Annotated in this window: 27 protein-coding genes; 25 read left to right on the top strand and 2 right to left on the bottom strand. The window is 67.8% G+C overall.

The annotated features are described in order from the left end of the window. The first annotated feature begins 215 nt into the window (after nucleotides 1-215). The 7 genes from rpoB (at nucleotide 216) to MM438_RS12285 (ending at nucleotide 14364) form a co-directional block, all read left to right on the top strand. Nucleotides 216-3701, top strand: a complete 3486-nt coding sequence (gene rpoB, locus MM438_RS12315; protein WP_241452873.1) for a DNA-directed RNA polymerase subunit beta — start codon at nucleotides 216-218, stop codon at nucleotides 3699-3701. A 188-nt stretch (nucleotides 3702-3889) separates the two neighbouring features. Further along, a complete protein-coding gene (locus MM438_RS12310; RefSeq protein ID WP_241452872.1) occupies nucleotides 3890-7774 on the top strand; it encodes a DNA-directed RNA polymerase subunit beta' in 3885 nt (1294 codons plus the stop codon). A 1242-nt stretch (nucleotides 7775-9016) separates the two neighbouring features. After that, nucleotides 9017-9391, top strand: a complete 375-nt coding sequence (gene rpsL / locus MM438_RS12305; RefSeq protein WP_050347836.1) for a 30S ribosomal protein S12 — start codon at nucleotides 9017-9019, stop codon at nucleotides 9389-9391. Next, nucleotides 9391-9861: a 30S ribosomal protein S7 gene (gene rpsG, locus MM438_RS12300; protein ID WP_241452871.1), complete on the top strand. Its 471-nt coding sequence runs from the start codon at nucleotides 9391-9393 to the stop codon at nucleotides 9859-9861. Before rpsL ends, rpsG begins: the two co-directional genes overlap by 1 nt. 108 nt (nucleotides 9862-9969) lie before the next feature. After that, nucleotides 9970-12072 (top strand): elongation factor G, encoded by a 2103-nt coding sequence (fusA, locus tag MM438_RS12295; RefSeq protein WP_241452867.1) that lies wholly within the window; start codon nucleotides 9970-9972, stop codon nucleotides 12070-12072. 135 nt (nucleotides 12073-12207) lie between these two features. Then, nucleotides 12208-13401, top strand: coding sequence for an elongation factor Tu (tuf, locus tag MM438_RS12290; protein ID WP_241452866.1), 1194 nt, complete (start codon nucleotides 12208-12210; stop codon nucleotides 13399-13401). A 150-nt stretch (nucleotides 13402-13551) separates the two neighbouring features. After that, nucleotides 13552-14364 carry an enoyl-CoA hydratase/isomerase family protein gene (locus MM438_RS12285; RefSeq protein WP_241452865.1) on the top strand — a complete coding sequence of 271 codons (813 nt, stop codon included), beginning with the start codon at nucleotides 13552-13554 and terminating at the stop codon, nucleotides 14362-14364. A 42-nt stretch (nucleotides 14365-14406) separates the two neighbouring features. Here MM438_RS12285 and MM438_RS16795 read toward each other — a convergent pair whose 3' ends face one another. Both MM438_RS16795 and MM438_RS12275 read right to left on the bottom strand, forming a co-directional pair. Further along, on the bottom strand, nucleotides 14407-14826 hold the full coding sequence (locus tag MM438_RS16795) for a DUF2599 domain-containing protein (RefSeq protein ID WP_241452864.1): 420 nt from the start codon (nucleotides 14824-14826) through the stop codon (nucleotides 14407-14409). A gap of 239 nt (nucleotides 14827-15065) precedes the next feature. Beyond that, nucleotides 15066-15815, bottom strand: coding sequence for a DUF2785 domain-containing protein (locus MM438_RS12275; protein WP_241452862.1), 750 nt, complete (start codon nucleotides 15813-15815; stop codon nucleotides 15066-15068). Between the two features lie 441 nt (nucleotides 15816-16256). Between MM438_RS12275 and rpsJ the strand changes: the two genes are divergently transcribed. The 18 genes from rpsJ to rplR all read left to right on the top strand — a co-directional run bounded on the left by rpsJ (nucleotide 16257) and on the right by rplR (nucleotide 24622). Beyond that, nucleotides 16257-16565 carry a 30S ribosomal protein S10 gene (rpsJ, locus tag MM438_RS12270; protein WP_012867945.1) on the top strand — a complete coding sequence of 103 codons (309 nt, stop codon included), beginning with the start codon at nucleotides 16257-16259 and terminating at the stop codon, nucleotides 16563-16565. A gap of 10 nt (nucleotides 16566-16575) precedes the next feature. Then, entirely contained in the window at nucleotides 16576-17235 is a 660-nt protein-coding gene (gene rplC, locus MM438_RS12265; protein ID WP_241452860.1) for a 50S ribosomal protein L3, read from the top strand. Nucleotides 17236-17240: 5 nt separating this feature from the next. Next, on the top strand, nucleotides 17241-17900 hold the full coding sequence (gene rplD, locus MM438_RS12260; RefSeq protein WP_241452858.1) for a 50S ribosomal protein L4: 660 nt from the start codon (nucleotides 17241-17243) through the stop codon (nucleotides 17898-17900). Continuing rightward, nucleotides 17897-18196: a 50S ribosomal protein L23 gene (gene rplW, locus MM438_RS12255; RefSeq protein ID WP_241452856.1), complete on the top strand. Its 300-nt coding sequence runs from the start codon at nucleotides 17897-17899 to the stop codon at nucleotides 18194-18196. The genes rplD and rplW overlap by 4 nt, the downstream gene beginning before the upstream one ends. 42 nt (nucleotides 18197-18238) lie before the next feature. After that, the gene (gene rplB / locus MM438_RS12250; protein WP_241452854.1) at nucleotides 18239-19075 is read left to right on the top strand and encodes a 50S ribosomal protein L2; all 837 of its coding nucleotides are present in this window, start codon (nucleotides 18239-18241) and stop codon (nucleotides 19073-19075) included. Between the two features lie 15 nt (nucleotides 19076-19090). Further along, nucleotides 19091-19372: a 30S ribosomal protein S19 gene (gene rpsS / locus MM438_RS12245; protein ID WP_050347847.1), complete on the top strand. Its 282-nt coding sequence runs from the start codon at nucleotides 19091-19093 to the stop codon at nucleotides 19370-19372. 26 nt (nucleotides 19373-19398) lie between these two features. Continuing rightward, entirely contained in the window at nucleotides 19399-19773 is a 375-nt protein-coding gene (rplV, locus tag MM438_RS12240) for a 50S ribosomal protein L22 (RefSeq protein WP_241453477.1), read from the top strand. Further along, complete coding sequence (rpsC, locus tag MM438_RS12235; protein WP_241452852.1) at nucleotides 19773-20606, top strand: 30S ribosomal protein S3; 834 nt, start codon at nucleotides 19773-19775, stop codon at nucleotides 20604-20606. Before rplV ends, rpsC begins: the two co-directional genes overlap by 1 nt. Further along, nucleotides 20606-21025 carry a 50S ribosomal protein L16 gene (gene rplP, locus MM438_RS12230; protein WP_241452849.1) on the top strand — a complete coding sequence of 140 codons (420 nt, stop codon included), beginning with the start codon at nucleotides 20606-20608 and terminating at the stop codon, nucleotides 21023-21025. The genes rpsC and rplP overlap by 1 nt, the downstream gene beginning before the upstream one ends. Further along, a complete protein-coding gene (gene rpmC / locus MM438_RS12225; RefSeq protein ID WP_241452848.1) occupies nucleotides 21025-21270 on the top strand; it encodes a 50S ribosomal protein L29 in 246 nt (81 codons plus the stop codon). Before rplP ends, rpmC begins: the two co-directional genes overlap by 1 nt. Next, nucleotides 21267-21569: a 30S ribosomal protein S17 gene (gene rpsQ / locus MM438_RS12220; RefSeq protein ID WP_241452846.1), complete on the top strand. Its 303-nt coding sequence runs from the start codon at nucleotides 21267-21269 to the stop codon at nucleotides 21567-21569. Before rpmC ends, rpsQ begins: the two co-directional genes overlap by 4 nt. A 121-nt stretch (nucleotides 21570-21690) precedes the next feature. Beyond that, entirely contained in the window at nucleotides 21691-22059 is a 369-nt protein-coding gene (gene rplN, locus MM438_RS12215; protein ID WP_241452843.1) for a 50S ribosomal protein L14, read from the top strand. A gap of 3 nt (nucleotides 22060-22062) precedes the next feature. Continuing rightward, nucleotides 22063-22404 carry a 50S ribosomal protein L24 gene (gene rplX / locus MM438_RS12210; protein ID WP_241452841.1) on the top strand — a complete coding sequence of 114 codons (342 nt, stop codon included), beginning with the start codon at nucleotides 22063-22065 and terminating at the stop codon, nucleotides 22402-22404. 2 nt (nucleotides 22405-22406) lie between these two features. Continuing rightward, nucleotides 22407-22976, top strand: a complete 570-nt coding sequence (gene rplE / locus MM438_RS12205) for a 50S ribosomal protein L5 (protein ID WP_241452835.1) — start codon at nucleotides 22407-22409, stop codon at nucleotides 22974-22976. A gap of 2 nt (nucleotides 22977-22978) precedes the next feature. Beyond that, nucleotides 22979-23164, top strand: a complete 186-nt coding sequence (locus MM438_RS12200; protein WP_050347855.1) for a type Z 30S ribosomal protein S14 — start codon at nucleotides 22979-22981, stop codon at nucleotides 23162-23164. Between the two features lie 111 nt (nucleotides 23165-23275). Next, the gene (gene rpsH / locus MM438_RS12195; RefSeq protein ID WP_241452834.1) at nucleotides 23276-23674 is read left to right on the top strand and encodes a 30S ribosomal protein S8; all 399 of its coding nucleotides are present in this window, start codon (nucleotides 23276-23278) and stop codon (nucleotides 23672-23674) included. Nucleotides 23675-23701: 27 nt separating this feature from the next. Further along, nucleotides 23702-24241: a 50S ribosomal protein L6 gene (gene rplF / locus MM438_RS12190; protein ID WP_241452833.1), complete on the top strand. Its 540-nt coding sequence runs from the start codon at nucleotides 23702-23704 to the stop codon at nucleotides 24239-24241. Between the two features lie 3 nt (nucleotides 24242-24244). Beyond that, nucleotides 24245-24622 (top strand): 50S ribosomal protein L18, encoded by a 378-nt coding sequence (rplR, locus tag MM438_RS12185; protein ID WP_241452830.1) that lies wholly within the window; start codon nucleotides 24245-24247, stop codon nucleotides 24620-24622. Nucleotides 24623-24637 lie beyond the last annotated feature (15 nt).

The raw sequence follows: 24637 nt of genomic DNA, 5'->3' as shown, positions 1-24637 counted from the left end.
ATGTGGCAGATTGGACGTGTCTACGTCCATCGACTATGCTGACGCTTTGCGCTGCCTTGTCGCTGCGCGCCCCGCCTTCGCCCGCGCCCCAGACCCTACGACACATGGCCTGACCTGCCATGACGTCGCACCCGGTCCGACTTGCACAGGCTGAGCAGGAGCGCAACGCGAGCTCGCTTCGACTCCATAGCTCCAGGCCCGTGGAAGGACCCTCCTTGGCTGCCTCGCGACCCGCGACCCAGACTGTGTCCACAGCTCAGACGGCTTCCGGCCGCCTGTCCTTCGCAAAGATCAAGGAGCCCCTGGAGGTCCCGGACCTCCTGGCGCTCCAGACGGAGAGCTTCGACTGGCTGCTCGGCAACGAGCGGTGGCAGGCCCGGGTGGCCGCCGCCAAGGAGGCCGGCCGCAACGACGTCCCCGACCGGTCCGGGCTGGAGGAGATCTTCGAGGAGATCTCTCCCATCGAGGACTTCTCCGGCTCCATGTCCCTCTCGTTCCGCAACCACCGGTTCGAGGAGGAGAAGCACTCGATCGAGGAGTGCAAGGAGCGGGACATGACCTACTCCGCCCCGCTGTTCGTGACCGCCGAGTTCATGAACACCAACACGGGCGAGATCAAGTCCCAGACCGTGTTCATGGGCGACTTCCCGCTCATGACCGAGCGCGGGACCTTCATCATCAACGGCACCGAGCGTGTCGTGGTCTCCCAGCTCGTCCGCTCCCCGGGAGTCTACTTCGAGCGCACGCCGGACAAGACGTCCGACAAGGACATCTACTCGGCCAAGGTCATCCCGAGCCGTGGCGCCTGGCTGGAGTTCGAGATCGACAAGCGCGACATGGTCGGCGTGCGCGTCGACCGCAAGCGCAAGCAGTCGGTCACCGTGCTGCTCAAGGCGCTCGGCTGGACCGAGGCGCAGATCCTCGAGGAGTTCGGCGACTACGAGTCGATGCGCCAGACCCTGGAGAAGGACCACACCGCGGGCCAGGACGACGCGCTGCTCGACATCTACCGCAAGCTGCGTCCGGGCGAGCCCCCGACCAAGGAGGCCGCGCAGGCGCTCCTGGACAACCTGTACTTCAACCCCAAGCGCTACGACCTGGCCAAGGTCGGTCGCTACAAGATCAACAAGAAGCTCGGTATCGAGGCGGAGCTGTCCGAGTCCGTGCTGCGCATCGAGGACGTCGTCGCGACGATCAAGTACCTCGTGGCCCTGCACAACGGCGACCTGGCCCTGCCCGGCAGCCGCAACGGCGAGGCCGTCGACGTCCGGGTCGAGGTCGACGACATCGACCACTTCGGCAACCGTCGGCTGCGCAACGTCGGCGAGCTGATCCAGAACCAGGTCCGCACCGGTCTGTCCCGCATGGAGCGCGTCGTCCGCGAGCGGATGACCACCCAGGACGTCGAGGCGATCACCCCGCAGACCCTGATCAACATCCGCCCCGTCGTGGCGTCGATCAAGGAGTTCTTCGGCACCTCGCAGCTGTCGCAGTTCATGGACCAGAACAACCCGCTCTCGGGCCTGACGCACAAGCGTCGTCTCTCGGCCCTGGGCCCGGGTGGTCTGTCCCGTGACCGCGCCGGTATGGAGGTGCGTGACGTCCACCCCTCGCACTACGGCCGCATGTGCCCGATCGAGACTCCTGAGGGTCCCAACATCGGTCTGATCGGCTCGCTCGCGTCCTACGGGCGGATCAACCCCTTCGGCTTCGTCGAGACGCCCTACCGCAAGGTCAACGAGGGCATCGTCTCCGACGAGGTGCACTACCTCTCGGCCGACGAGGAGGACGAGTTCGTCATCGCGCAGGCCAACGCCCCCATGGAGGCGGACGGCCGCTTCGCCGAGGAGCGCGTCCTGGTGCGCACCAAGGGCGGCGAGGTCGACTTCGTGCCCGCGGCCGACGTGGACTACATGGACGTCTCGCCCCGCCAGATGGTGTCGGCCGCGACCGCGCTGATCCCCTTCCTGGAGCACGACGACGCCAACCGCGCCCTCATGGGCTCCAACATGATGCGCCAGGCCGTGCCGCTGGTCCGCGCGGAGGCCCCGCTGGTGGGCACCGGCATGGAGCACCGTGCAGCGCTGGACTCCGGCGACGTCGTGCTGGCCCAGAAGGCCGGGGTGGTCCAGGAGGTCTCCGCCGAGCTGGTGACCGTGGCCGCCGACGACGGGTCCTACCAGACCTACCGGATCATGAAGTTCAGCCGGTCCAACCAGGGCAACTGCTACAACCAGCGGGTCATGGTGGATGCGGGTGACCGGGTCGAGGTCGGCCAGCTCATCGCGGACGGTCCGGCGACCGACGGCGGCGAGATGGCGCTGGGCAAGAACCTCCTCGTGGCGTTCATGCCCTGGGAGGGTCACAACTACGAGGACGCGATCATCCTGTCGCAGCGCCTCGTCCAGGACGACACCCTCTCCTCGATCCACATCGAGGAGCACGAGGTCGACGCCCGCGACACCAAGCTCGGTGCCGAGGAGATCACCCGGGACATCCCGAACGTCTCCGAGGAGGTCCTCGCCGACCTCGACGAGCGCGGCATCATCCGCATCGGCGCCGAGGTCCGCGACGGCGACCTCCTCGTCGGCAAGGTCACCCCCAAGGGCGAGACCGAGCTGACGCCCGAGGAGCGCCTGCTCCGGGCGATCTTCGGCGAGAAGGCCCGCGAGGTGCGCGACACCTCCCTCAAGGTGCCTCACGGCGAGACCGGCACGGTCATCGGTGTCAAGGTGTTCGACCGCGAGGAAGGCGACGAGCTCCCGCCGGGCGTCAACCAGCTCGTCCGGGTCTACGTCGCCAACAAGCGCAAGATCACCGACGGCGACAAGCTCGCCGGCCGTCACGGCAACAAGGGTGTCATCTCCAAGATCCTCCCGATCGAGGACATGCCCTTCCTCGAGGACGGCACCCCGGTCGACGTGGTGCTCAACCCCCTCGGTGTGCCGGGTCGTATGAACGTCGGTCAGATCCTGGAGATCCACCTCGGCTGGGCCGCCAGCCGTGGCTGGAACATCGCCGAGGGTGCCGAGTGGGCGACGAAGATCCCGCAGGACGCGCACTCGGCCCCGGCCGGCTCGCGCGTGGCCACGCCGGTCTTCGACGGCGCCAAGGAGGCCGAGATCAAGGGCCTGCTCGACTCGACCAACGTGACTCGCGACGGTCAGCGCCTCATCGGCGAGACCGGCAAGACGCGGCTGTTCGACGGCCGGTCCGGAGAGCCCTTCCCGGAGCCGGTGTCCGTCGGCTACATGTACATCCTGAAGCTGCACCACCTGGTCGACGACAAGATCCACGCACGCTCGACGGGCCCGTACTCGATGATCACGCAGCAGCCGCTGGGTGGTAAGGCCCAGTTCGGTGGTCAGCGCTTCGGCGAGATGGAGGTGTGGGCCCTCGAGGCCTACGGCGCCGCCTACACGCTGCAGGAGCTGCTCACCATCAAGTCCGACGACGTGCCTGGCCGCGTCAAGGTCTACGAGGCCATCGTCAAGGGCGAGAACATCCCCGACTCGGGCATCCCGGAGTCCTTCAAGGTGCTCCTGAAGGAGATGCAGTCCCTGTGTCTCAACGTCGAGGTCCTGTCGAGCGACGGCAGCGCCATCGAGATGCGCGACGCGGACGACGAGGTCTTCCGTGCCGCCGAGGAGCTGGGGATCGACCTGTCGCGGCGCGAGCCGAGCAGCGTCGAGGAGGTCTGACGGTTTCCGGACGTATGGCGGGGCGCGGCTGACCAGCCGGCACAGGCAGCAGCCGCGCCCGCCATACGGGCTCGAGGCCCGAAGGCATCGATCGCCGCCCCGCTGGGGTCGGCCACAACCGATCAGACCCACAGACTTAGCCACGGTCCTCCCGGACCTGGAGTCGTAAAGACGAGAGAAGGACACACGTGCTCGACGTCAACTTCTTTGACGAGCTGCGTATCGGCCTCGCCACCGCGGATGACATCCGCCAGTGGTCGCACGGCGAGGTCAAGAAGCCCGAGACCATCAACTACCGCACGCTCAAGCCGGAGAAGGACGGCCTCTTCTGCGAGAAGATCTTCGGCCCCACCCGGGACTGGGAGTGCTACTGCGGCAAGTACAAGCGGGTCCGCTTCAAGGGCATCATCTGCGAGCGCTGCGGCGTCGAGGTGACCCGGGCCAAGGTGCGTCGTGAGCGCATGGGCCACATCGAGCTGGCCGCGCCGGTCACCCACATCTGGTACTTCAAGGGCGTCCCGAGCCGTCTGGGCTACCTGCTCGACCTGGCGCCGAAGGACCTCGAGAAGGTCATCTACTTCGCGGCCTACATGATCACCTCCGTCGACGTCGACGCCCGCCACCGCGACCTGCCCTCCCTGGAGGCGCAGATCGAGGTGGAGAAGAAGGAGCACGGCAACCGCCGTGACGCCGACGTCGAGGCTCGCGCCAAGCGCCTCGAGGAGGACCTGGCGGCCCTGGAGGCCGAGGGTGCCAAGAGCGACGTCAAGCGCAAGCTGAAGGACTCGGCCGAGCGTGAGATGAACGCCATCCGCAAGCGCGCGGACGTGCAGATCGAGCGGCTCGAGCAGGTCTGGGACCGGTTCAAGAACCTCAAGGTCCAGGACCTCGAGGGCGACGAGATGCTCTACCGCGAGATGCGCGACCGCTTCGGTCTGTACTTCGAGGGCGGGATGGGCGCCGCGGCGATCCAGAAGCGCCTGGAGACCTTCGACCTCGAGGCCGAGGCCGAGCTGCTGCGCGAGATCATCGCGACCGGCAAGGGCCAGAAGAAGACCCGCGCCCTCAAGCGCCTCAAGGTCGTCACGGCCTTCCAGACCACGAGCAACCACCCGACCGCGATGGTGCTCGACTGCGTGCCGGTGATCCCGCCGGACCTGCGCCCGATGGTGCAGCTGGACGGTGGCCGCTTCGCGACCTCCGACCTCAACGACCTCTACCGCCGGGTCATCAACCGCAACAACCGCCTCAAGCGCCTCCTCGACCTCGGTGCACCCGAGATCATCGTCAACAACGAGAAGCGCATGCTCCAGGAGGCCGTCGACGCACTGTTCGACAACGGCCGTCGTGGTCGCCCGGTGACGGGCCCCGGCAACCGCCCGCTGAAGTCGCTGTCCGACATGCTCAAGGGCAAGCAGGGTCGCTTCCGTCAGAACCTCCTCGGCAAGCGCGTCGACTACTCCGGCCGTTCGGTCATCGTCGTCGGCCCCCAGCTCAAGCTGCACCAGTGCGGTCTGCCCAAGCAGATGGCGCTGGAGCTGTTCAAGCCCTTCGTGATGAAGCGTCTGGTCGACCTGGACCACGCGCAGAACATCAAGTCGGCCAAGCGCATGGTCGAGCGCGCCCGCCCGGTGGTGTGGGACGTCCTCGAGGAGGTCATCACCGAGCACCCGGTGCTGCTCAACCGTGCGCCCACGCTGCACCGACTCGGCATCCAGGCCTTCGAGCCGCAGCTCGTCGAGGGCAAGGCCATCCAGCTGCACCCGCTCGTCTGCGGCGCCTTCAACGCCGACTTCGACGGTGACCAGATGGCCGTGCACGTGCCGCTGTCGGCCGAGGCCCAGGCCGAGGCCCGCATCCTGATGCTGTCGTCCAACAACATCCTCAAGCCCGCCGACGGCCGGCCCGTGACCATGCCCACCCAGGACATGATCATCGGCCTGTTCCACCTCACCTCCGAGGTCGAGGACGGCAAGGGTGCCGGTCGGGCCTTCCGTACGGCGGAGGAGGCGCGGATGGCCTTCGACGCCGGCGAGATCGAGCTGGGCTCGCCCATCAAGCTCCGCCTGCGCGACACCGTGCCACCGGTCGGCTACGAGCTGCCCGAGGGCCTGGAGGCCAACGCCGAGGGGCGCTACGACTTCGTGCTGGAGAGCACGCTGGGCCGGGCGATCTTCAACCTCACGCTGCCGCTGGACTACCCCTTCGTCAACGAGCCCGTGGACAAGAAGCGGCTGTCGGGGATCGTCAACGACCTCGCGGAGCGCTACCCCAAGGTCCTCGTGGCGACCTCCCTGGACGCCCTCAAGGAGACCGGTTTCCACTGGGCGACCCGGTCGGGCACCACGGTGGCCATCTCCGATGTCGTGACTCCGTCCAACAAGGACGAGATCCTCGAGGGCTACGAGAGCAAGGCCGCCAAGGTCCAGGTGCAGTTCGAGCGTGGTCTGACGACCGACGACGAGCGGCGCCAGGAGCTCATCGAGATCTGGCAGCAGGCCACCAACGAGGTGTCCAAGGAGATGGAGGCGAACTTCCCGCGTCGCAACCCCATCTTCCGGATGGTCAGCTCGGGCGCCCGAGGCAACTGGTTCCAGCTGCGTCAGATCGCCGGCATGCGTGGCCTGATGGCCAACCCCAAGGGCGAGATCATCCCGCGCCCGATCAAGTCGAACTTCCGCGAGGGCCTGTCCGTGCTGGAGTTCTTCATCTCCACGCACGGTGCCCGCAAGGGTCTGGCCGACACCGCCCTGCGTACCGCCGACTCGGGCTACCTCACCCGTCGTCTGGTCGACGTGTCCCAGGACGTCATCATCCGCGAGGACGACTGCGGCACCGACCGTGGCCTGATGATGCCGATCGCGGTGCGCAACGCCTCCGGTGCCCTGGTCCAGCACGAGGACGTGGAGTCGAGCGTCTACGCCCGCACCCTCGCCGAGCACGTCGTCAAGGACGGCGAGGTGCTGGCCGAGGCCGGCATCGACCTCGGGGACGTGGTCATCGGTGCGCTCGTCGCCCACGGCGTCGAGGAGGTGCGCGTCCGGTCGGTCCTGACCTGCGACTCGCGCGTGGGCACCTGCGCCAAGTGCTACGGCCGCTCCCTGGCGACCGGCAAGCTCGTGGACATCGGCGAGGCCGTCGGCATCATCGCGGCCCAGTCGATCGGTGAGCCCGGCACCCAGCTGACGATGCGTACCTTCCACACCGGTGGTGTGGCCGGGGACGACATCACCCAGGGTCTGCCCCGAGTCGTGGAGCTCTTCGAGGCCCGCACCCCGCGCGGTGTGGCCCCGATCGCCGAGGCGACGGGTCGGATCCAGGTCGAGGACACCGACAAGGCCCGGCGCATCATCCTCACCCCGGACGACGGGTCCGAGGAGCACGCCTACCCGGTGAGCAAGCGTTCGCGCCTGCTCGTCGGCGACGGGGACCACGTCGAGGTCGGCACGCAGCTGGTCCAGGGTGCGATCGACCCCAAGCAGGTCCTGCGCATCCTCGGCCCGCGCGCGGTGCAGATGCACCTCGTGGACCAGGTGCAGTCGGTCTACCGCCAGCAGGGTGTGTCCATCCACGACAAGCACATCGAGGTCATCGTCCGGCAGATGCTGCGTCGGGTGACGATCATCGAGGCGGGAGACGCCGAGCTGCTCCCCGGCGAGCTGGCCGAGCGGGGTCGCTTCGAGTCGGAGAACCGTCGCGTCGTCGCCGAGGGTGGCCGTCCGGCCTCCGGTCGTCCGGAGCTCATGGGTATCACCAAGGCCTCCCTGGCCACGGAGTCCTGGCTCTCGGCCGCGTCCTTCCAGGAGACCACGCGCGTCCTCACCGAGGCCGCGATGCACGCCAAGAGCGACCCGCTGCTGGGCCTCAAGGAGAACGTCATCCTCGGAAAGCTCATCCCGGCCGGCACCGGTCTGCCGCGCTACCGGAACGTCAAGGTCAACCCCACCGAGGAGGCCAAGGCGGCGATGTACTCCATGCCCGGGTACGACCAGTTCGACTACACGGCCTTCGGGCCGGGGTCGGGCGAGGCGATCCGCCTGGACGACATCACGCTGGGCTTCGACACCCACTGAGCCGCGTCCACCGGCTGTCGAGCGGGCCGCTCCTTCCTTCGGGGAGGTGCGGCCCGCTCCGTCGTGCCCGAGCGGTCGGGGTAACCGACGGTCCGTTCTAGGTGGTGTCACGACCTGGTCGTGGGGCCCGAGCGTCAGGCGCCATGGCTGCGCGGGGTCCTCGCCCTCTCCGTCCTGGCCGTGCTCGACCGGGAGGAGGAGGCCTACGCCACTCCCTGCTCCAGGCTCTCGACCGGGTCGGCCTGCGCGACCTCGAGGGGCCCGATCCATCCCTTGCTGGACCGGCTGGCGAGAGACGGGCACCCCACGTGCTTCGGGCGGGCAGGGGAGTCGGGTCCGGCCGCGAGGACTTCACCGTCACCTCGGACGGGCGTCACGCGTCGGGGGCAGGTGTCGCGGCGCGCGCGGACCTCGCCGGGACGGTCGTCGCGATCCTCTCCCCACGGCCGAGGCGATCCCGCTGACGACGGCCGGGCAACAGGTGCAGGCCGACGAGCTACGTGGGGCGCTGGTCCGCCTCGGCGTCCCCGAGCCCGGCGCGAGCGGATCGTCGTCGAGGTGGAGGCCCACGCCCCGGACACGGGGGAGCGGCCGGTCGAGGCCTCCGGGCCCGCGGGGCCTGCGGCGCGCGGAGCATGCCGGCCTGGCCGGGCGCTACCGGTGCCCACCGGCGTGCGACCGCCCCGCGCGAGGAGGCCGACGTGGGCGACGGTGGGGGCCGTCGCTCCGGTGGTGCTCGGAGTCCTGGTGCTGCCCGTCGCCATACCCCTGATCGCGGTGCCGGAGGGCTCGGGGGAGGGCCGTGATCACCATCCCCTCCAGCCCATCTCACCGAGCTGGTGTGATCGGGTGCCCTCGCGCTCGTGCCGCTGCCGCTCACCGGCTGCCTGGTGCGGTTCTGGGTGCGGAGCAGGAGGCCCCGGCACGCGACCTGAGAGTGCTGGTGAGGCCCGCCGCGGGGTGATTTGGAGCGGCTCCGTTCAGCCGGTAATCTTGTTCTCTGTGTCGTGCTTGACATGGACACACCGTGCCCTCTCCGCCGAGGGAGCGGCGGAGCCGGACGGGCTCTCGTCGCCCCGAGACGGATGACCACAACCCTCGCGCCTGGCGCCCACGACATCGTCGGGGGAGTGCGGGTGCGAGCACCGCCGACACGCCCGACCTCGGGTTGCGGAGGCGGCATGACAAGGAGTCTTCCCGCCCCAGGCGGGTGGGCTGACCATCAGAACGTACGGAGACTACGTGCCAACCATCAACCAGCTCGTCCGCAAGGGCCGGCAGGACAAGGTCGACAAGAACAAGACCCCTGCCCTCAAGGGCAGCCCGCAGCGCCGTGGCGTCTGCACCCGCGTCTACACCACCACCCCCAAGAAGCCGAACTCCGCGCTGCGCAAGGTCGCCCGCGTGAAGCTGACCTCCGGCATCGAGGTCACGGCCTACATCCCGGGTGTCGGTCACAACCTGCAGGAGCACTCGATCGTGCTCGTGCGCGGTGGCCGTGTGAAGGACCTCCCTGGCGTCCGCTACAAGATCATCCGCGGCTCCCTCGACACCCAGGGTGTCAAGAACCGCAAGCAGGCTCGCTCCCGCTACGGCGCCAAGAAGGAGAAGAAGTAATGCCTCGTAAGGGCCCCGCTCCGAAGCGCCCCCTCGTCGTCGACCCGGTCTACGGCTCGCCGCTGGTGACCCAGCTGGTCAACAAGATCCTCCTGGACGGCAAGAAGTCCATCGCCGAGAACATCGTCTACGGCGCCCTCGAGGGCTGCCGCGAGAAGACCGGCACGGACCCCGTCCTCACCCTCAAGCGCGCGCTGGACAACGTCAAGCCCGCCCTCGAGGTGCGTTCCCGCCGCGTCGGTGGCGCGACCTACCAGGTCCCGGTCGAGGTCAAGCCCGGCCGCTCCACCACGCTGGCGCTGCGCTGGCTCGTCGGCTACTCGCGGCAGCGTCGCGAGAAGACCATGACCGAGCGTCTGATGAACGAGATCCTGGACGCGAGCAACGGCCTGGGTGCCGCGGTCAAGCGTCGCGAGGACACGCACAAGATGGCCGAGTCCAACAAGGCCTTCGCGCACTACCGCTGGTAAGACCCGAACGCCGGCGGCTCGGCTGACCGAGCCGCCGGCATCGCCGGTCCTCCCCCTGGAGCGTGCCGGACTGCTGCACCACCGACTCGAAGAGATGAGAAAACAGACGTGGCACTCGACGTCCTCACGGACCTGAAAAAGGTCCGCAACATCGGCATCATGGCGCACATCGATGCTGGCAAGACGACGGCGACCGAGCGGATCCTGTTCTACACCGGCATCAACTACAAGATCGGTGAGACGCACGACGGCTCCGCGACGATGGACTGGATGGAGCAGGAGCAGGAGCGCGGCATCACGATCACGTCCGCCGCGACGACGTGCTTCTGGGAAGGCCACCAGATCAACATCATCGACACCCCCGGCCACGTCGACTTCACGGTCGAGGTCGAGCGCTCCCTGCGCGTGCTCGACGGCGCGGTCGCCGTCTTCGACGGCAAGGAGGGCGTCGAGCCCCAGTCCGAGACCGTGTGGCGCCAGGCCGACAAGTACGGCGTCCCGCGCATGTGCTTCGTCAACAAGATGGACAAGCTCGGTGCGGACTTCTACTACACCGTGCAGACCATCGTCGACCGCCTCGGTGCGGAGCCGCTGGTGCTGCAGATCCCGATCGGCGCCGAGAACGACTTCGTCGGCGTGATCGACCTCGTCTACAACCGCGCGCTGGTGTGGCACGGCGACGTGAAGATCGGCCAGGACTACGAGATCGAGGAGATCCCGGCCGACCTTGCCGACAAGGCCGAGGAGTGGCGCGGCAAGCTCATCGAGCGGGTCGCCGAGTCCGACGAGGAGCTTCTGGAGAAGTACCTCGGCGGCGAGGAGCTGACGCCCGAGGAGATCAAGGGCGCCATCCGCAAGATCACCCTCGCGGGCGAGGTCAACCCGGTCCTGTGCGGTACGGCGTTCAAGAACAAGGGCGTCCAGCCCCTGCTCGACGCCATCGTCGACTACCTTCCGTCCCCCCTGGACGTGCCGGCCATCCAGGCGCACGACCCCAAGGACGAGGAGAAGATCATCGAGCGTCACTCCGACGCGAGCGAGCCCTTCTCCGCCCTGGCCTTCAAGGTCGTGTCGCACCCCTTCTTCGGCCGTCTCACCTACGTCCGCGTCTACTCCGGCGAGGTCAAGCAGGGCGACATGATGCTGAACGCGACCAAGGGCAAGAAGGAGCGCGTCGGCAAGCTCTTCCAGATGCACGCCAACAAGGAGAACCCGGTCGACCACGCGACCGCCGGGCACATCTACGCCATGATCGGCCTCAAGGACACCACCACCGGTGACACCCTGGCTGCTCAGGACGCCCCGGTGATCCTCGAGTCGATGACCTTCCCCGAGCCGGTCATCAACGTGGCCATCGAGCCCAAGACCAAGGGTGACCAGGAGAAGCTCTCCACGGCCATCCAGAAGCTCGCCGAGGAAGACCCGACCTTCCGGGTCGAGCTCGACGAGGAGACCGGCCAGACCATCATCAAGGGCATGGGCGAGCTCCACCTGGACATCCTCGTCGACCGCATGCGTCGCGAGTTCAAGGTCGAGGCCAACGTGGGCAAGCCGCAGGTCGCCTACCGCGAGACCATCCGTCGCGCCGTGGAGAAGTACGACTACACCCACAAGAAGCAGACGGGTGGCTCGGGCCAGTACGCGAAGGTCCAGATCACCTTCTCGCCGATGGACACGGCCGAGGGCAAGATGTACGAGTTCGAGAACAAGGTCACCGGTGGCCGCGTTCCCCGCGAGTACATCCCCTCCGTGGGGAACGGCATCGAGGAGGCCATGGGCCAGGGCGTGCTTGCCGGCTACCCGATGGTCGGTGTCCGCGCGACGCTGCTCGACGGTGCCTACCACGACGTCGACTCCTCGGAGATGGCGTTCAAGATCGCCGGTTCGATGGCCTTCAAGGAGGCCGCCCGCAAGGCCGACCCGGCCCTGCTCGAGCCGATGATGGCTGTCGAGGTCCGCACCCCCGAGGACTACATGGGTGACGTGATCGGCGACCTCAACTCCCGACGAGGCCAGATCCAGGCCATGGAGGACATCAGCGGCGCCAAGATCGTTCGCGCTCTCGTGCCGCTGTCGGAGATGTTCGGATACGTTGGCGACCTGCGTTCCAAGACTCAGGGCCGCGCCAACTACACGATGCAGTTCGACTCGTACGCCGAGGTTCCCAAGAACGTCGCCGAGGAGATCATCAAGAAGACCCGAGGCGAGTAATCCGATTCGGAAGTCCGGCGCCCCGGGCGCTAGACTTCCGGATCGCGTCTCAAACTGCACCACCCCCAGAAGACGACGCCACGTCCTGCTTGGTCGTACGGCGTAACACCTTAAAAGTCCTGAGGAGGACCCCAAGTGGCGAAGGCTAAGTTCGAGCGGACCAAGCCGCACGTCAACATCGGCACCATTGGTCACATCGACCACGGTAAGACGACGCTGACGGCTGCGATCTCCAAGGTTCTGCACGACGAGTACCCGGACCTGAACCCCCAGTTCGCGTTCGAGGACATCGACAAGGCTCCTGAGGAGCGCCAGCGCGGTATCACCATCTCCATCGCGCACATCGAGTACCAGACCGAGGGTCGTCACTACGCCCACGTCGACTGTCCCGGTCACGCGGACTACGTGAAGAACATGATCACCGGTGCGGCCCAGATGGACGGCGCGATCCTGGTCGTCGCCGCCACCGACGGCCCGATGCCGCAGACGAAGGAGCACGTCCTCCTGGCCCGCCAGGTCGGCGTCCCCTACATCGTCGTGGCGCTCAACAAGACCGACATGGTCGACGACGAGGAGATCCTCGAGCTCGTCGAGATGGAGGTCCGCGAGCTGCTGACCGAGTACGAGTTCCCGGGTGACGACCTGCCGGTCGTCCGCATCTCCGCGCTCAAGGCCCTCGAGGGCGACGCCGAGTGGGGCAAGAGCGTGGTCGAGCTCATGAAGACGGTCGACGAGTACATCCCGGAGCCGGAGCGCGACACCGACAAGCCGTTCATGATGCCGATCGAGGACGTCTTCACGATCACCGGTCGTGGCACCGTCGTCACCGGTCGTATCGAGCGCGGCATCCTCAAGGTCAACGAGGAGGTCGAGATCGTCGGTATCCGCGAGAAGACCCAGAAGACCACGGTCACCGGCATCGAGATGTTCCGCAAGCTGCTGGACGAGGGTCGCGCCGGCGAGAACGTCGGTCTGCTGCTCCGCGGCACCAAGCGCGAGGAGGTGGAGCGCGGCCAGGTCGTCTGCAAGCCGGGCTCGATCACCCCGCACACCGAGTTCGAGGCTTCGGCGTACATCCTGTCCAAGGACGAGGGTGGCCGTCACACGCCGTTCTACGACAACTACCGTCCCCAGTTCTACTTCCGTACGACTGACGTGACCGGTGTCGTCCACCTGCCCGAGGGCACCGAGATGATCATGCCCGGCGACAACACCTCCATGAAGGTTGACCTGATTCAGCCCATCGCCATGGAGGAGGGCCTGAAGTTCAACATCCGTGAGGGTGGCCGCACCGTCGGTGCCGGTCAGGTCACGAAGATCATCAAGTGATCTGAGCTCCTTCGGGAGCGACTGATCCCGCGAGGGCGGGGTCCGGGATTCCCGGGCCCCGCCCTCTGCACATCTGCGGGCCAGGTCGCAGGCACTGCTCGGCATACGGCAGGCTGGTGCGGACACCAGACCGCAACCCCGGGAGGAATCATGGACCTCGGCACCTTCGACACGCTGCTCGTCGAGCAGGACGGCGACGCCCTCGTCGTCACCGTCAACCGGCCCCAGGCGATGAACGCACTCGCCATGCAGGTGGTCACCGACCTGGGGGAGCTGCTGAGCTCCCTCGAGGACCGGGTCGGTCAGGACGGACGCTGGCCCCTCCGCGGGGTCATCATCACGGGCGCGGGGGAGAAGGCCTTCGTGGCTGGGGCCGACATCGTCGAGATGCAGTCCATGTCGCCGGCGGAGGGTGAGGAGTACTCCCGTCGCATGCAGGGGGTGACCGAGCGCCTGGAGGCCCTTCCGGTGCCGGTCATCGCCGCGGTCAACGGGTTCGCCCTGGGCGGCGGGTGCGAGCTGGCCATGGCGTGCGACTGGATCTACGCGTCGACCCGGGCTCGGTTCGGCCAGCCGGAGGTCAACCTGGGCCTGGTGCCGGGGTTCGGCGGCTCGGTGCGGCTGAGCCGCCGCGTGGGTCTCGGTATGGCCCGGGAGCTGATCTTCACGGGGCGGATGATCGACGCCCCGGAGGCGCTGCGCATCGGCCTGGTCAACCAGGTGTTCGACGACCGCGAGTCCCTGATCGCCGGGGCCAAGGCCACCGTGGCCGAGCTGGCGGGGAAGAGCGCCGTCGCCGTCGCGGCCTCCAAGCGGCTGCTGAACGACGTCGAGCCCCTCACCGTCCACGAGGGCCTGGACCAGGAGGCGCAAGCCTTCCGGGCGGCCTTCGAGACGCAGGACAAGGCCGAGGGCGTGCGGGCCTTCGTCGCCAAGGAGACCCCTACCTTTCCCGGTCGCTGAAGCCCGGGTCGAGCGCACGTCGACGGTCGGCGGCCCCTCGGGTCATCGACCGTCGGGGTCCCGCTCGTCACCGGGATTGCACCGGGCCGCGATCGTGGCCGCGAGGCCGACGTCGGGGCGGGCCGGCTCCAGGTGCCACACCCGCTTCGCCGGCGCGAAGAGCACGTGGCACCGCAGCTGGTCCTGCATGACCGGCAGCTCCATCTCCCGGTGATGGCCGCGCAGCTCGGCCAGCACCGCGTCGGCCGCACCGGCCCACCCGGCCCCCGCCCAGGTCGGTGTGACGGCCAGCGAGCGAGCCGAGCCCCGAGTGATCCAGCGCGCAGCGGCGACCGTGCGGGTCACCCGATCGACCACCCGCACTTCCGGGGTGCGGGAGCACGGGCGCCCGTTGCCGACCTCGAGCTGGGCACGCGCCGGCGCGACTCGCACCCCACCCACGAAGGTCGTGCCAAGGAGCACGATCCATCGACCCTCCCCGCGGGGGACGACCGCGGCTCCCGGCCCCGGGTCCGTGAGGTCCCGGACGGGGACGCAGGCAGTGGCTGCCGAGGTCCGGGTGTCGATCGAGTCCCGAGGGGGCGAGGTGGAGTCCTGACGGAGGCCGCCGGCCGTCGGCCCGGTCCGGCGGCTGTCGGAAGCCGGTGGTGCCTGGCAGGCGACGAGCAGCAGGACGATCGCGCCCAGAGCGGCGGTAGGCCTCACCGACTCGCCGCGAGCCATGGCTCGACCACCACGAGGAGGCGGCGGATCTCCTCCTGCACCCGGCCGGCGTGCTTGACCGCCCGCGCCCGCTCCGCAGGGACCTCACCGTCCACCACGACGTAGAGACTGCGCATGGTGCGGCAGGTGTTGATCGTGGTCGCGGGAATCGGGGCCTCACCGGTGGCCATGCGGTCCGAGAGCTGACGGATCCACCCGGTGGCGTCGGAGGCGCCCAGGTCGTCCTGCAGCAGCACCTGGGCGACGGCCAGGGCCAGCCGGTCCTCCTCCTGGTCACGCCAGACGGTGGAGCTCGGGTGGGCAAGTCGGCGGGCGACGGCGTCCAGCAGGACACCGGCCGGCACGGTGCTGGTCTGGCCCAGCTCCCCGAGGACGTCGGCCCCGTGGGCGACGGCGTGCACCCAGCCGATCTCGGCCACGAAGCCACGCTGGTCCGGCTCTTGCACCCACCAGTCGAGGAACCTCGGCGTCCACGAGCGCCGCCACACCATGACGCTGGCGAGATAGGCGAGCGGCACCGTGGCGAAGGATCGCGTATGTCCGTCCGGGGCCTCGAGGAGCTCCACCAGGGCGTCGCCGAGAGCCTGACGTTCCTTGCGTGCGAGTTGCTGCGCCCCGCGGACCACGGTGGCAAGAGCAGCCTCCCTCGCGGAGCCGTCGCGCGCCGCCAGGCCCTCCAGAGCCGCCCGCAGATCGTCCGGGAGCAGGGTGGAGTCGCGCTTCGCCATACCCCGATGGTCCCAGAGGCCTGGCTCCCGCCGACGGTCGGTGGGAGGGGCGTCGGCGTGTCGTCTGGATTCGGACACCGCGAATTTGGATCCTGTCCCGCTGTCTGTCACACTAGGGAAGTTGCTTGACGCGTGGCCGAGGCATACTCGTACGCCCCCAGGATCTCCTGCCGAGGTGGACGAGGGTGCGGCTGCCATCGTCCCTCGCGAGAGGTTACTAGCACCACCGGACCGTCCACGGACTGGCCGATGGCACTGTGACTCCTCGTGTGAGGAGCGCAAGCCCCGGCCCAGACGGACCGGCCCAGAATCGGGGTAGCCCGCATCTTTAGCGTGCCCCCGTAAGCGGAGCAAGGGCGACACGCCCGACCGCGTGGGTCGGAGACGCACCTGGTTCGGCCACCGGACCAGCAGGACAGACGAGAGAGAGTCAACGAAGCGATGGCGGGACAGAAGATCCGCATCCGGCTTAAGTCGTACGACCACGAGGTCATCGACAGCTCGGCGCGCAAGATCGTGGACACCGTGACCCGTGCGGGCGCGACGGTCGTGGGCCCCGTGCCCCTGCCGACGGAGAAGAATGTCTTCTGCGTCATTCGTTCGCCGCACAAGTATAAGGACAGCCGCGAGCACTTCGAGATGCGGACGCACAAGCGTCTCATCGACATCATCGACCCGACGCCCAAGGCCGTCGACTCGCTGATGCGTCTCGACCTGCCGGCGGACGTCAACATCGAGATCAAGCTCTGAGGAACCCCACATGACTAACGCTGCTATCGAGCGCAACGTCAAGGGCGTCCTTGGCGAGAAGCTCGGCATGACCCAGGTCTGGGACGCGGACAACCGCCTCGTCCCCGTGACCGTCATCAAGGCGGGCCCCTGCGTCGTCACGCAGGTCCGCGACGCCGAGACGGATGGCTACCACGCCGTCCAGATCGCCTTCGGCGCGATCGACCCGCGCAAGGTCAACAAGCCCATGGCCGGCCACTTCGAGAAGGCCGGTGTGTCGCCGCGCCGCCACCTCGTCGAGCTCCGCACCGGCGATGCCGCCGAGTACACCATCGGCCAGGAGATCACCGTCGCGGCCTTCGAGGCCGGCACGACCGTCGACGTCACCGGCACCACCAAGGGCAAGGGCTTCGCCGGCGTCATGAAGCGTCACGGCTTCAAGGGCGTCTCGTCCTCCCACGGTGCGCACCGCAACCACCGCAAGCCGGGCTCGATCGGTGGCTGCTCCACCCCGGGCCGCGTCTTCAAGGGTCTGCGCATGGCCGGTCGCATGGGCGGCGTGCGCCAGACCACCCAGAACCTCACGATCCACGCCGTGGACGCCGACAAGGGTCTGCTCGTCATCAAGGGTGCCGTTCCCGGTCCCCGCGGTGCCGTCGTCCTGGTCCGCACGGCCGCCAAGGGGGCCTGAGCCTAATGACGACCATCGACATCCTGGACGCCAAGGGCGCCAAGGCGGGCTCCGTCGAGCTGCCCGCCGAGGTCTTCGACGTCCAGACCAATATCCCGCTGATCCACCAGGTCGTGGTGGCCCAGCTCGCGGCTGCCCGTCAGGGCACCCACAAGGCCAAGACCCGCGCGGAGGTGTCCGGCGGTGGCGCCAAGCCCTACCGCCAGAAGGGCACCGGTCGCGCCCGTCAGGGGTCGACCCGTGCGCCGCAGTTCGCCGGCGGTGGGACGGTCCACGGCCCGGTGCCGCGCGACTACAGCCAGCGCACCCCCAAGAAGATGAAGGCCGCTGCCCTGCGTGGGGCCCTCTCCGACCGCGCCCGCCACGGCCGCGTTCACGTCATGTCCTCGCTCGTCGAGGGCGGCACTCCGTCCACCAAGGCCGTCGCCTCGGTGCTGGGTGCGCTGACCGAGCGCAAGAACCTCCTGGTGGTCGTCGAGCGCGAGGACACCCTCGGCCTGGCGTCGGTGCGCAACATCGCCAACGTGCACACCCTGGTCGCCGACCAGCTGAACACCTACGACGTGCTTTGCGCCGACGACGTGGTCTTCACCCAGGGCGCCCTCGAGTCCTTCCTGGCTCGTGGCACTCAGTCGGCCGACAAGGCTGAGGAGGACACCAAGTGACCACCATCAAGGACCCTCGCGACATCCTGCTCGCGCCGGTCGTCTCCGAGAAGTCGTACGGACTGATGGATCAGGGCAAGTACACCTTCGTGGTGGACCCCCGGGCCAACAAGACCGAGATCAAGATCGCCATCGAGCAGGTCTTCAAGGTCAAGGTGGACTCCGTGCACACGCTCAACCGCCAGGGCAAGACCCGCCGCACGCGGTTCGGTCTCGGCAAGCGCAAGGACACCAAGCGCGCGATCGTCACCCTCAAGGAAGGGTCGATCGACATCTTCGGAGGCGCTGGCGTCTGACGCCGGCGACCGAGGATCGACTAGGACACTGAGGGACTAGACATGGCTATCCGTAAGTACAAGCCCACGACTCCGGGTCGTCGCGGCTCGAGCGTGGCGGACTTCGTCGAGGTCACGCGCAGCACGCCCGAGAAGTCGCTGGTGCGCCCGCTGCCCAAGACCGGTGGACGCAACTCGAGCGGTCGCATCACCACCCGCCACATCGGTGGTGGGCACAAGCGCGCCTACCGCGTGATCGACTTCCGTCGTCACGACAAGGACGGCGTGCCCGCGAAGGTCGCGCACATCGAGTACGACCCCAACCGCACCGCGCGCATCGCGCTCCTGCACTACGCCGACGGGGAGAAGCGCTACATCCTCGCCCCCAACCGGCTGAGCCAGGGCGATATCATCGAGAACGGCCCCGGCGCCGACATCAAGCCGGGCAACGCGATGCCGCTCAAGAACATCCCCGTGGGTACCGTCATCCACGCGATCGAGCTCAAGCCCGGCGGCGGCGCCAAGATCGCCCGCTCCGCCGGTGCGCGGGTTCAGCTCGTCGCCAAGGACGGCCCCTACGCCCAGCTGCGTATGCCGTCCGGCGAGATCCGCAACGTCGACCTGCGCTGCCGCGCCACGGTCGGCGAGGTGGGCAACGCCGAGCAGAGCAACATCAACTGGGGCAAGGCCGGCCGCATGCGCTGGAAGGGCAAGCGCCCCACGGTCCGTGGTGTCGCCATGAACCCCATCGACCACCCGCACGGTGGTGGTGAGGGGAAGACCTCCGGTGGTCGCCACCCGGTCAGCCCCTGGGGTCAGCCCGAGGGCCGCACCCGCAAGCCGGGCAAGCCGAGCGACAAGCTCATCGTCCGTCGTCGTCGCACTGGCAAGAAGCGCTGATAGGAGCCTTTGGACATGCCTCGTAGCCTGAAGAAGGGCCCCTTCATCGACGACCACCTTCAGAAGAAGGTGGACGCCCAGAACGAAGCGGGCACCAAGAACGTCATCAAGACCTGGTCGCGTCGATCCGTGATCAGCCCCGACATGCTCGGCCACACCCTTGCCGTGCACGACGGTCGCAAGCACGTCCCGGTCTTCGTGACCGAGTCGATGGTCGGCCACAAGCTCGGCGAGTTCGCCCCCACCCGTACCTTCAAGGGTCACGAGAAGGACGACAAGAAGGGGCGTCGTCGCTGATGGCCACCAACCACAAGGAGTTCCAGATGGAGGCCAAGGCCGTCGCGCGTCACGTCCGCGTCACGCCGATGAAGGCCCGTCGCGTCGTCAACCTGGTCCGGGGCAAGAACGTCACCGAGGCCATCGCGACGCTGCAGTTCGCCCCGCAGTCCGCGAGCGACCCGGTCCTGAAGGTGCTGCAGAGCGCCATCGCCAACGCCCGTGTCAAGGCTGACCAGGCCTCCGAGGCCTTCGACGAGCGCAACCTCGTCGTCACGCAGGCCTTCGTGGACGAGGGCCAGACCATGAAGCGGTTCCAGCCCCGCGCCCAGGGCCGTGCGTTCCGGGTCCGCAAGCGCACGAGCCACATCACCGTCTTCGTTGGCCAGCCGGTGGCCGCGAGCAAGGGAGGCACCCGCTAATGGGTCAGAAGGTCAACCCGCACGGTTTCCGCCTCGGGATCACCACCGACCACCGCAGCCGCTGGTTCGCCGACTCGACCAAGCCGGGTCAGCGCTACCGCGACTACGTCAAGGAGGACGTGGCGATCCGTCGCCTCCTGTCCGAGGGCATGGAGCGCGCCGGCATCGCCCGCGTCGAGATCGAGCGCACGCGTGACCGCGTCCGCGTCGACATCCACACCGCCCGCCCGGGCATCGTCATCGGTCGCCGTGGCGCCGAGGCCGACCGCATCCGTGGCGAGCTGGAGAAGCTCACGGGCAAGCAGGTCCAGCTGAACATCCTCGAGGTCAAGAACCCCGAGGTCGACGCCCAGCTGGTCGCCCAGGGGATCGCCGAGCAGCTGTCTGCCCGTGTGTCCTTCCGCCGCGCCATGCGCAAGGGCATGCAGTCCGCCCAGCGCGCTGGTGCCCTCGGCATCCGGGTCATGTGCGCCGGTCGTCTCGGCGGCGCCGAGATGTCCCGCTCGGAGTTCTACCGCGAGGGACGCGTCCCGCTGCACACCCTGCGCGCCAACATCGACTATGGCTTCTACGAGGCTCGTACGACCTTCGGTCGCATCGGTGTCAAGGTGTGGATCTACAAGGGTGACATCACTGCCAAGGAGCTCGCGGCCCAGCAGGCTGCCGCGCCGCGCCCGTCACGCGGCCCGCGCCGTGACGGTGCGGACCGCCCCGGCCGTGGTGGTGGCCGCGGCCCCCGTCGTGACCACCGCGACGCAGCCCCGGCCGCCGAGGCCCCCGCTGCGTCCGACACCGCGCAGGCCCAGCCTGCGGAGCAGGGAGCTGAGTCCTGATGCTGATTCCCCGTCGTGTGAAGCACCGCAAGCAGCACCACCCCAAGCGGAGTGGCGCGGCCAAGGGTGGCACCACGATCTCCTTCGGTGACTACGGGATCCAGGCTCTCGAGCCGGCCTATGTCACCAACCGGCAGATCGAGTCCGCCCGTATCGCCATGACCCGCTACATCAAGCGTGGCGGAAAGGTCTGGATCAACATCTACCCGGACCGTCCCCTGACGAAGAAGCCTGCCGAGACCCGCATGGGTTCCGGTAAGGGCTCGCCCGAGTGGTGGGTGGCCAACGTCAAGCCCGGCCGCATCATGTTCGAGCTGGCCGGCGTCCCGGAGCCCGTCGCCCGTGAGGCCATGCGCCTCGCCATGCACAAGCTCCCGATGAAGTGCCGTTTCGTGGCGCGCGAAGGTGGTGACATCTGATGGCAGTCGGTTCCAAGGACCTGACGTCCGAGCAGCTCCGTGGTCTGGGCGACGACCGTCTGGTCGACGAGCTGAAGAAGGCCAAGGAGGAGCTGTTCAACCTCCGCTTCCAGTCCGCCACCGGTCAGCTGGAGAACCACGGCCGTCTGCGTGCGGTCCGCAAGGACATCGCCCGCATCTACACCGAGATGCGTGAGCGTGAGCTCGGCATCGGCGCCGCCCCCGCGAAGGGTGCCAAGGCATGAGCGACAACCAGAAGGAAGCTGCGAACACCGTGAGCGAGACGACTCTCGAGCGCAACTACCGCAAGACCCGCCAGGGCTACGTGGTGAGCGACAAGATGGACAAGACCGTCGTCGTCGAGGTCGAGGACCGCGTCAAGCACGCCCTGTACGGCAAGGTCCTGCGCCGCAGCAGCAAGGTCAAGGCGCACGACGAGCAGAACTCGGCCGGTATCGGCGACCGCGTCCTCATCATGGAGACCCGACCCCTGTCCGCCAGCAAGCGCTGGCGCGTGGTCGAGATCCTCGAGCGCGCGAAGTAATTCGCCACCGCTCACCGCAAGCATCGGTCTCGGGACGACCTGAGGCCAGCCCCACCAACAGTTCGGCAAGGCTCGACCGGAGGAATCCGGAGAGAACCGGCTCGACGACAGGAGTTCGACAGTGATCCAGCAGGAGTCGCGACTGCGCGTCGCCGACAACACCGGTGCCAAGGAGATCCTTTGCATCCGTGTGCTCGGCGGTTCGGGTCGTCGGTATGCCGGCATCGGCGACGTCATCGTCGCCACCGTCAAGGACGCGATCCCCGGTGGCAACGTGAAGAAGGGCGACGTGGTCAAGGCCGTCATCGTCCGCACCACCAAGGAGCGTCGTCGCGTCGACGGTTCTTACATCAAGTTCGACGAGAACGCGGCCGTCATCCTCAAGAACGACGGGGACCCGCGTGGCACGCGCATCTTCGGCCCGGTCGGCCGCGAGCTGCGCGAGAAGAAGTTCATGAAGATCATCTCTCTGGCGCCGGAGGTGCTGTAACCCATGGCGAAGATGAAGATCAAGAAGGGTGACCTCGTGCAGGTCATCACCGGTCCCGACAAGGGCCTGCAGGGCAAGGTCATCAGCGTCAACACCGAGACCCAGCGCGTGCTGGTCGAGGGTGTCAACCGGGTGACCAAGCACACCAAGGCTGGCCAGGGAACGGGCCGCACCGGTGGCATCGTCCACACCGAGGCGCCGATCCACGTGTCCAACGTGCAGGTCGTCGACGCCGAGACCAAGAAGCCGACCCGCATCAAGACGCGCGTCGAGACTGTGGAGCGCGACGGTCGCACCAAGACCCTCCGCACCCGCGTCTCGGTCCGCTCGGGCAAGGACCTGTGACCATGACCGCTACCACCTCTGAGAAGACGCAGCCCCGCCTCAAGGCGCGCTACGCCGCGGAGATCAAGCCTGCCCTGCAGGAGCAGTTCTCCTACGCCAACGTGATGCAGGTGCCCGGCGTGACCAAGGTCATCGTCAACATGGGTGTGGGCGAGGCCGCTCGCGACTCCAAGCTCATCGAGGGCGCAGTCCGCGACCTCACGGCGATCACTGGCCAGAAGCCCGTGGTGACCAAGGCCCGCAAGTCCATCGCGCAGTTCAAGCTGCGCGAGGGCATGCCGATCGGTGCGCACGTCACGCTGCGCGGTGACCGCATGTGGGAGTTCCTGGACCGTCTGCTGTCCGTGGCGCTCCCGCGCATCCGCGACTTCCGTGGTCTGTCGGGCAAGCAGTTCGACGGGCGCGGCAACTACACCTTCGGCCTCAACGAGCAGTCCATGTTCCACGAGATCGACCAGGACAAGATCGACCGCGTGCGTGGTATGGACATCACGATCGTGACGACCGCCACCAACGACGACGAGGGTCGCGCCCTGCTGAAGCAGCTCGGCTTCCCCTTCAAGGAGAACTGACCGTGGCCAAGACCGCCCTGATCAACAAGGCCAACGCCAAGCCCAAGTTCAAGGTTCGCGCCTACACGCGTTGCCAGCGTTGCGGCCGTCCGCACTCGGTCTACCGCAAGTTCGGCCTGTGCCGCGTCTGCCTGCGCGAGATGGCTCACCGGGGCGAGCTCCCCGGCGTCACCAAGAGCAGCTGGTAATCCACCCCTCGAATTTCCACTCCGTTCTACATCGCAGGTCGGGGACGAGCCGCCGGGGGACCGGCATACGGCTCAGACCTGAAACCGCGGTGAGGAAGGGCAAGCAGCCCAATGACAATGACTGACCCGATTGCGGACATGCTGACCCGCGTCCGGAACGCCAACTCGGCGCACCACGACGCTGTCTCCATGCCGTTCTCGAAGCTCAAGAAGAACATCGCGGACATCCTCGAGGCGGAGGGCTACATCGCCGGCTCCAAGATCGAGGACGCCGAGGTGGGTCAGACCCTGACCATCACCCTCAAGTACGGACCCAACCGGGAGCGTTCCATCGCCGGTGTCCGCCGGGTGTCCAAGCCGGGTCTTCGCGTCTACGCGAAGTCCACCAATCTCCCCAAGGTTCTCGGAGGCCTGGGCGTGGCGATCATCTCCACGTCCTCCGGTCTCCTCACGGACAAGCAGGCCGCTCAGAAGGGCGTGGGTGGGGAAGTCCTCGCCTACGTCTGGTAATCCCAGGCACTCGGAAAGGAAGATCGCATGTCCCGCATCGGACGTCTCCCTGTCTCCGTGCCCATGGGTGTGGAGGTCACCATCGACGGTCAGACCGTGACCGTCAAGAAGAACAACAACGAGCTGACCCACGTGGTCAAGGAGCCGATCTCGGTCGCCAAGGCCGAGGACGGCACCATCCAGGTCAGCCGCCCCAACGACGAGCGTGAGGCCCGTGCCCTGCACGGCCTGACCCGGTCGCTCATCGCCAACATGGTCGAGGGCGTGACCAACGGCTACGAGAAGAAGCTCGAGATCCACGGCACGGGTTACCGCGTCGTCGCCAAGGGCTCCAACCTCGAGTTCGCGCTCGGCTTCTCGCACCCGGTCCTGATCGAGCCCCCGGCCGGCATCACCTTCCAGGTGGAGAGCCCGACCAAGTTCTCGGTCAAGGGCATCGACAAGCAGCTGGTCGGCGAGGTCGCTGCCAACATCCGCAAGCTCCGCAAGCCCGACCCCTACAAGGGCAAGGGTGTCCGCTACGCGGGCGAGCAGATCCGCCGCAAGGTCGGAAAGGCTGGTAAGTAAGCCATGGCACGTCTCATCGTCAAGCGCGGCAAGGGCAAGTCGGCCGCTCGCTCGCGTCGCCACCTGCGTCTGCGCAAGCGCGTTACCGGCACCGCTGTGCGACCCCGCCTCGTGGTCAACCGTTCGGCGCGCCACATGTTCGTCCAGATCGTCGACGACACCGAGGGCAAGACGCTGGCCAGCGCCTCCACCATGGAAGCCGACCTGCGCTCCTTCGACGGCGACAAGACGGCCAAGGCCAAGCGGGTCGGCGAGCTGATCGCCGAGCGTGCCAAGGCTGCGGGTGTCTCGGCCGTCGTCTTCGACCGTGGTGGCAACCAGTACCACGGTCGGGTCGCCGCGATCGCTGACGGCGCCCGTGAGGGTGGTCTGGACCTGTGACCGCTCACCAGTCGT

Origin of the sequence: Arsenicicoccus dermatophilus, assembly GCF_022568795.1 — a bacterium.
GTDB classification, from domain to species: domain Bacteria; phylum Actinomycetota; class Actinomycetes; order Actinomycetales; family Dermatophilaceae; genus Arsenicicoccus; species Arsenicicoccus dermatophilus.
This window is presented reverse-complemented; position numbering and strand designations above follow the sequence as displayed.

What these genes read in the sequence shown, in the direction of transcription:
- rplD (WP_241452858.1), top strand. Translation starts at nt 17,241, where the DNA reads ATGACGACCATCGACATCCTGGACGCCAAGGGCGCCAAGGCGGGCTCC.
- rpsS (WP_050347847.1), top strand. Translation starts at nt 19,091, where the DNA reads ATGCCTCGTAGCCTGAAGAAGGGCCCCTTCATCGACGACCACCTTCAG.
- rplP (WP_241452849.1), top strand. Translation starts at nt 20,606, where the DNA reads ATGCTGATTCCCCGTCGTGTGAAGCACCGCAAGCAGCACCACCCCAAG.
- MM438_RS12275 (WP_241452862.1), bottom strand. Translation starts at nt 15,815, where the DNA reads ATGGCGAAGCGCGACTCCACCCTGCTCCCGGACGATCTGCGGGCGGCT.
- rplF (WP_241452833.1), top strand. Translation starts at nt 23,702, where the DNA reads ATGTCCCGCATCGGACGTCTCCCTGTCTCCGTGCCCATGGGTGTGGAG.
- MM438_RS12285 (WP_241452865.1), top strand. Translation starts at nt 13,552, where the DNA reads ATGGACCTCGGCACCTTCGACACGCTGCTCGTCGAGCAGGACGGCGAC.
- rplX (WP_241452841.1), top strand. Translation starts at nt 22,063, where the DNA reads ATGGCGAAGATGAAGATCAAGAAGGGTGACCTCGTGCAGGTCATCACC.
- rplR (WP_241452830.1), top strand. Translation starts at nt 24,245, where the DNA reads ATGGCACGTCTCATCGTCAAGCGCGGCAAGGGCAAGTCGGCCGCTCGC.
- rpsJ (WP_012867945.1), top strand. Translation starts at nt 16,257, where the DNA reads ATGGCGGGACAGAAGATCCGCATCCGGCTTAAGTCGTACGACCACGAG.
- rpsC (WP_241452852.1), top strand. Translation starts at nt 19,773, where the DNA reads ATGGGTCAGAAGGTCAACCCGCACGGTTTCCGCCTCGGGATCACCACC.
- rplB (WP_241452854.1), top strand. Translation starts at nt 18,239, where the DNA reads ATGGCTATCCGTAAGTACAAGCCCACGACTCCGGGTCGTCGCGGCTCG.
- rplV (WP_241453477.1), top strand. Translation starts at nt 19,399, where the DNA reads ATGGAGGCCAAGGCCGTCGCGCGTCACGTCCGCGTCACGCCGATGAAG.
- rpmC (WP_241452848.1), top strand. Translation starts at nt 21,025, where the DNA reads ATGGCAGTCGGTTCCAAGGACCTGACGTCCGAGCAGCTCCGTGGTCTG.
- rpsG (WP_241452871.1), top strand. Translation starts at nt 9,391, where the DNA reads ATGCCTCGTAAGGGCCCCGCTCCGAAGCGCCCCCTCGTCGTCGACCCG.
- rplE (WP_241452835.1), top strand. Translation starts at nt 22,407, where the DNA reads ATGACCGCTACCACCTCTGAGAAGACGCAGCCCCGCCTCAAGGCGCGC.
- rpsQ (WP_241452846.1), top strand. Translation starts at nt 21,267, where the DNA reads ATGAGCGACAACCAGAAGGAAGCTGCGAACACCGTGAGCGAGACGACT.
- rpsH (WP_241452834.1), top strand. Translation starts at nt 23,276, where the DNA reads ATGACAATGACTGACCCGATTGCGGACATGCTGACCCGCGTCCGGAAC.
- rplC (WP_241452860.1), top strand. Translation starts at nt 16,576, where the DNA reads ATGACTAACGCTGCTATCGAGCGCAACGTCAAGGGCGTCCTTGGCGAG.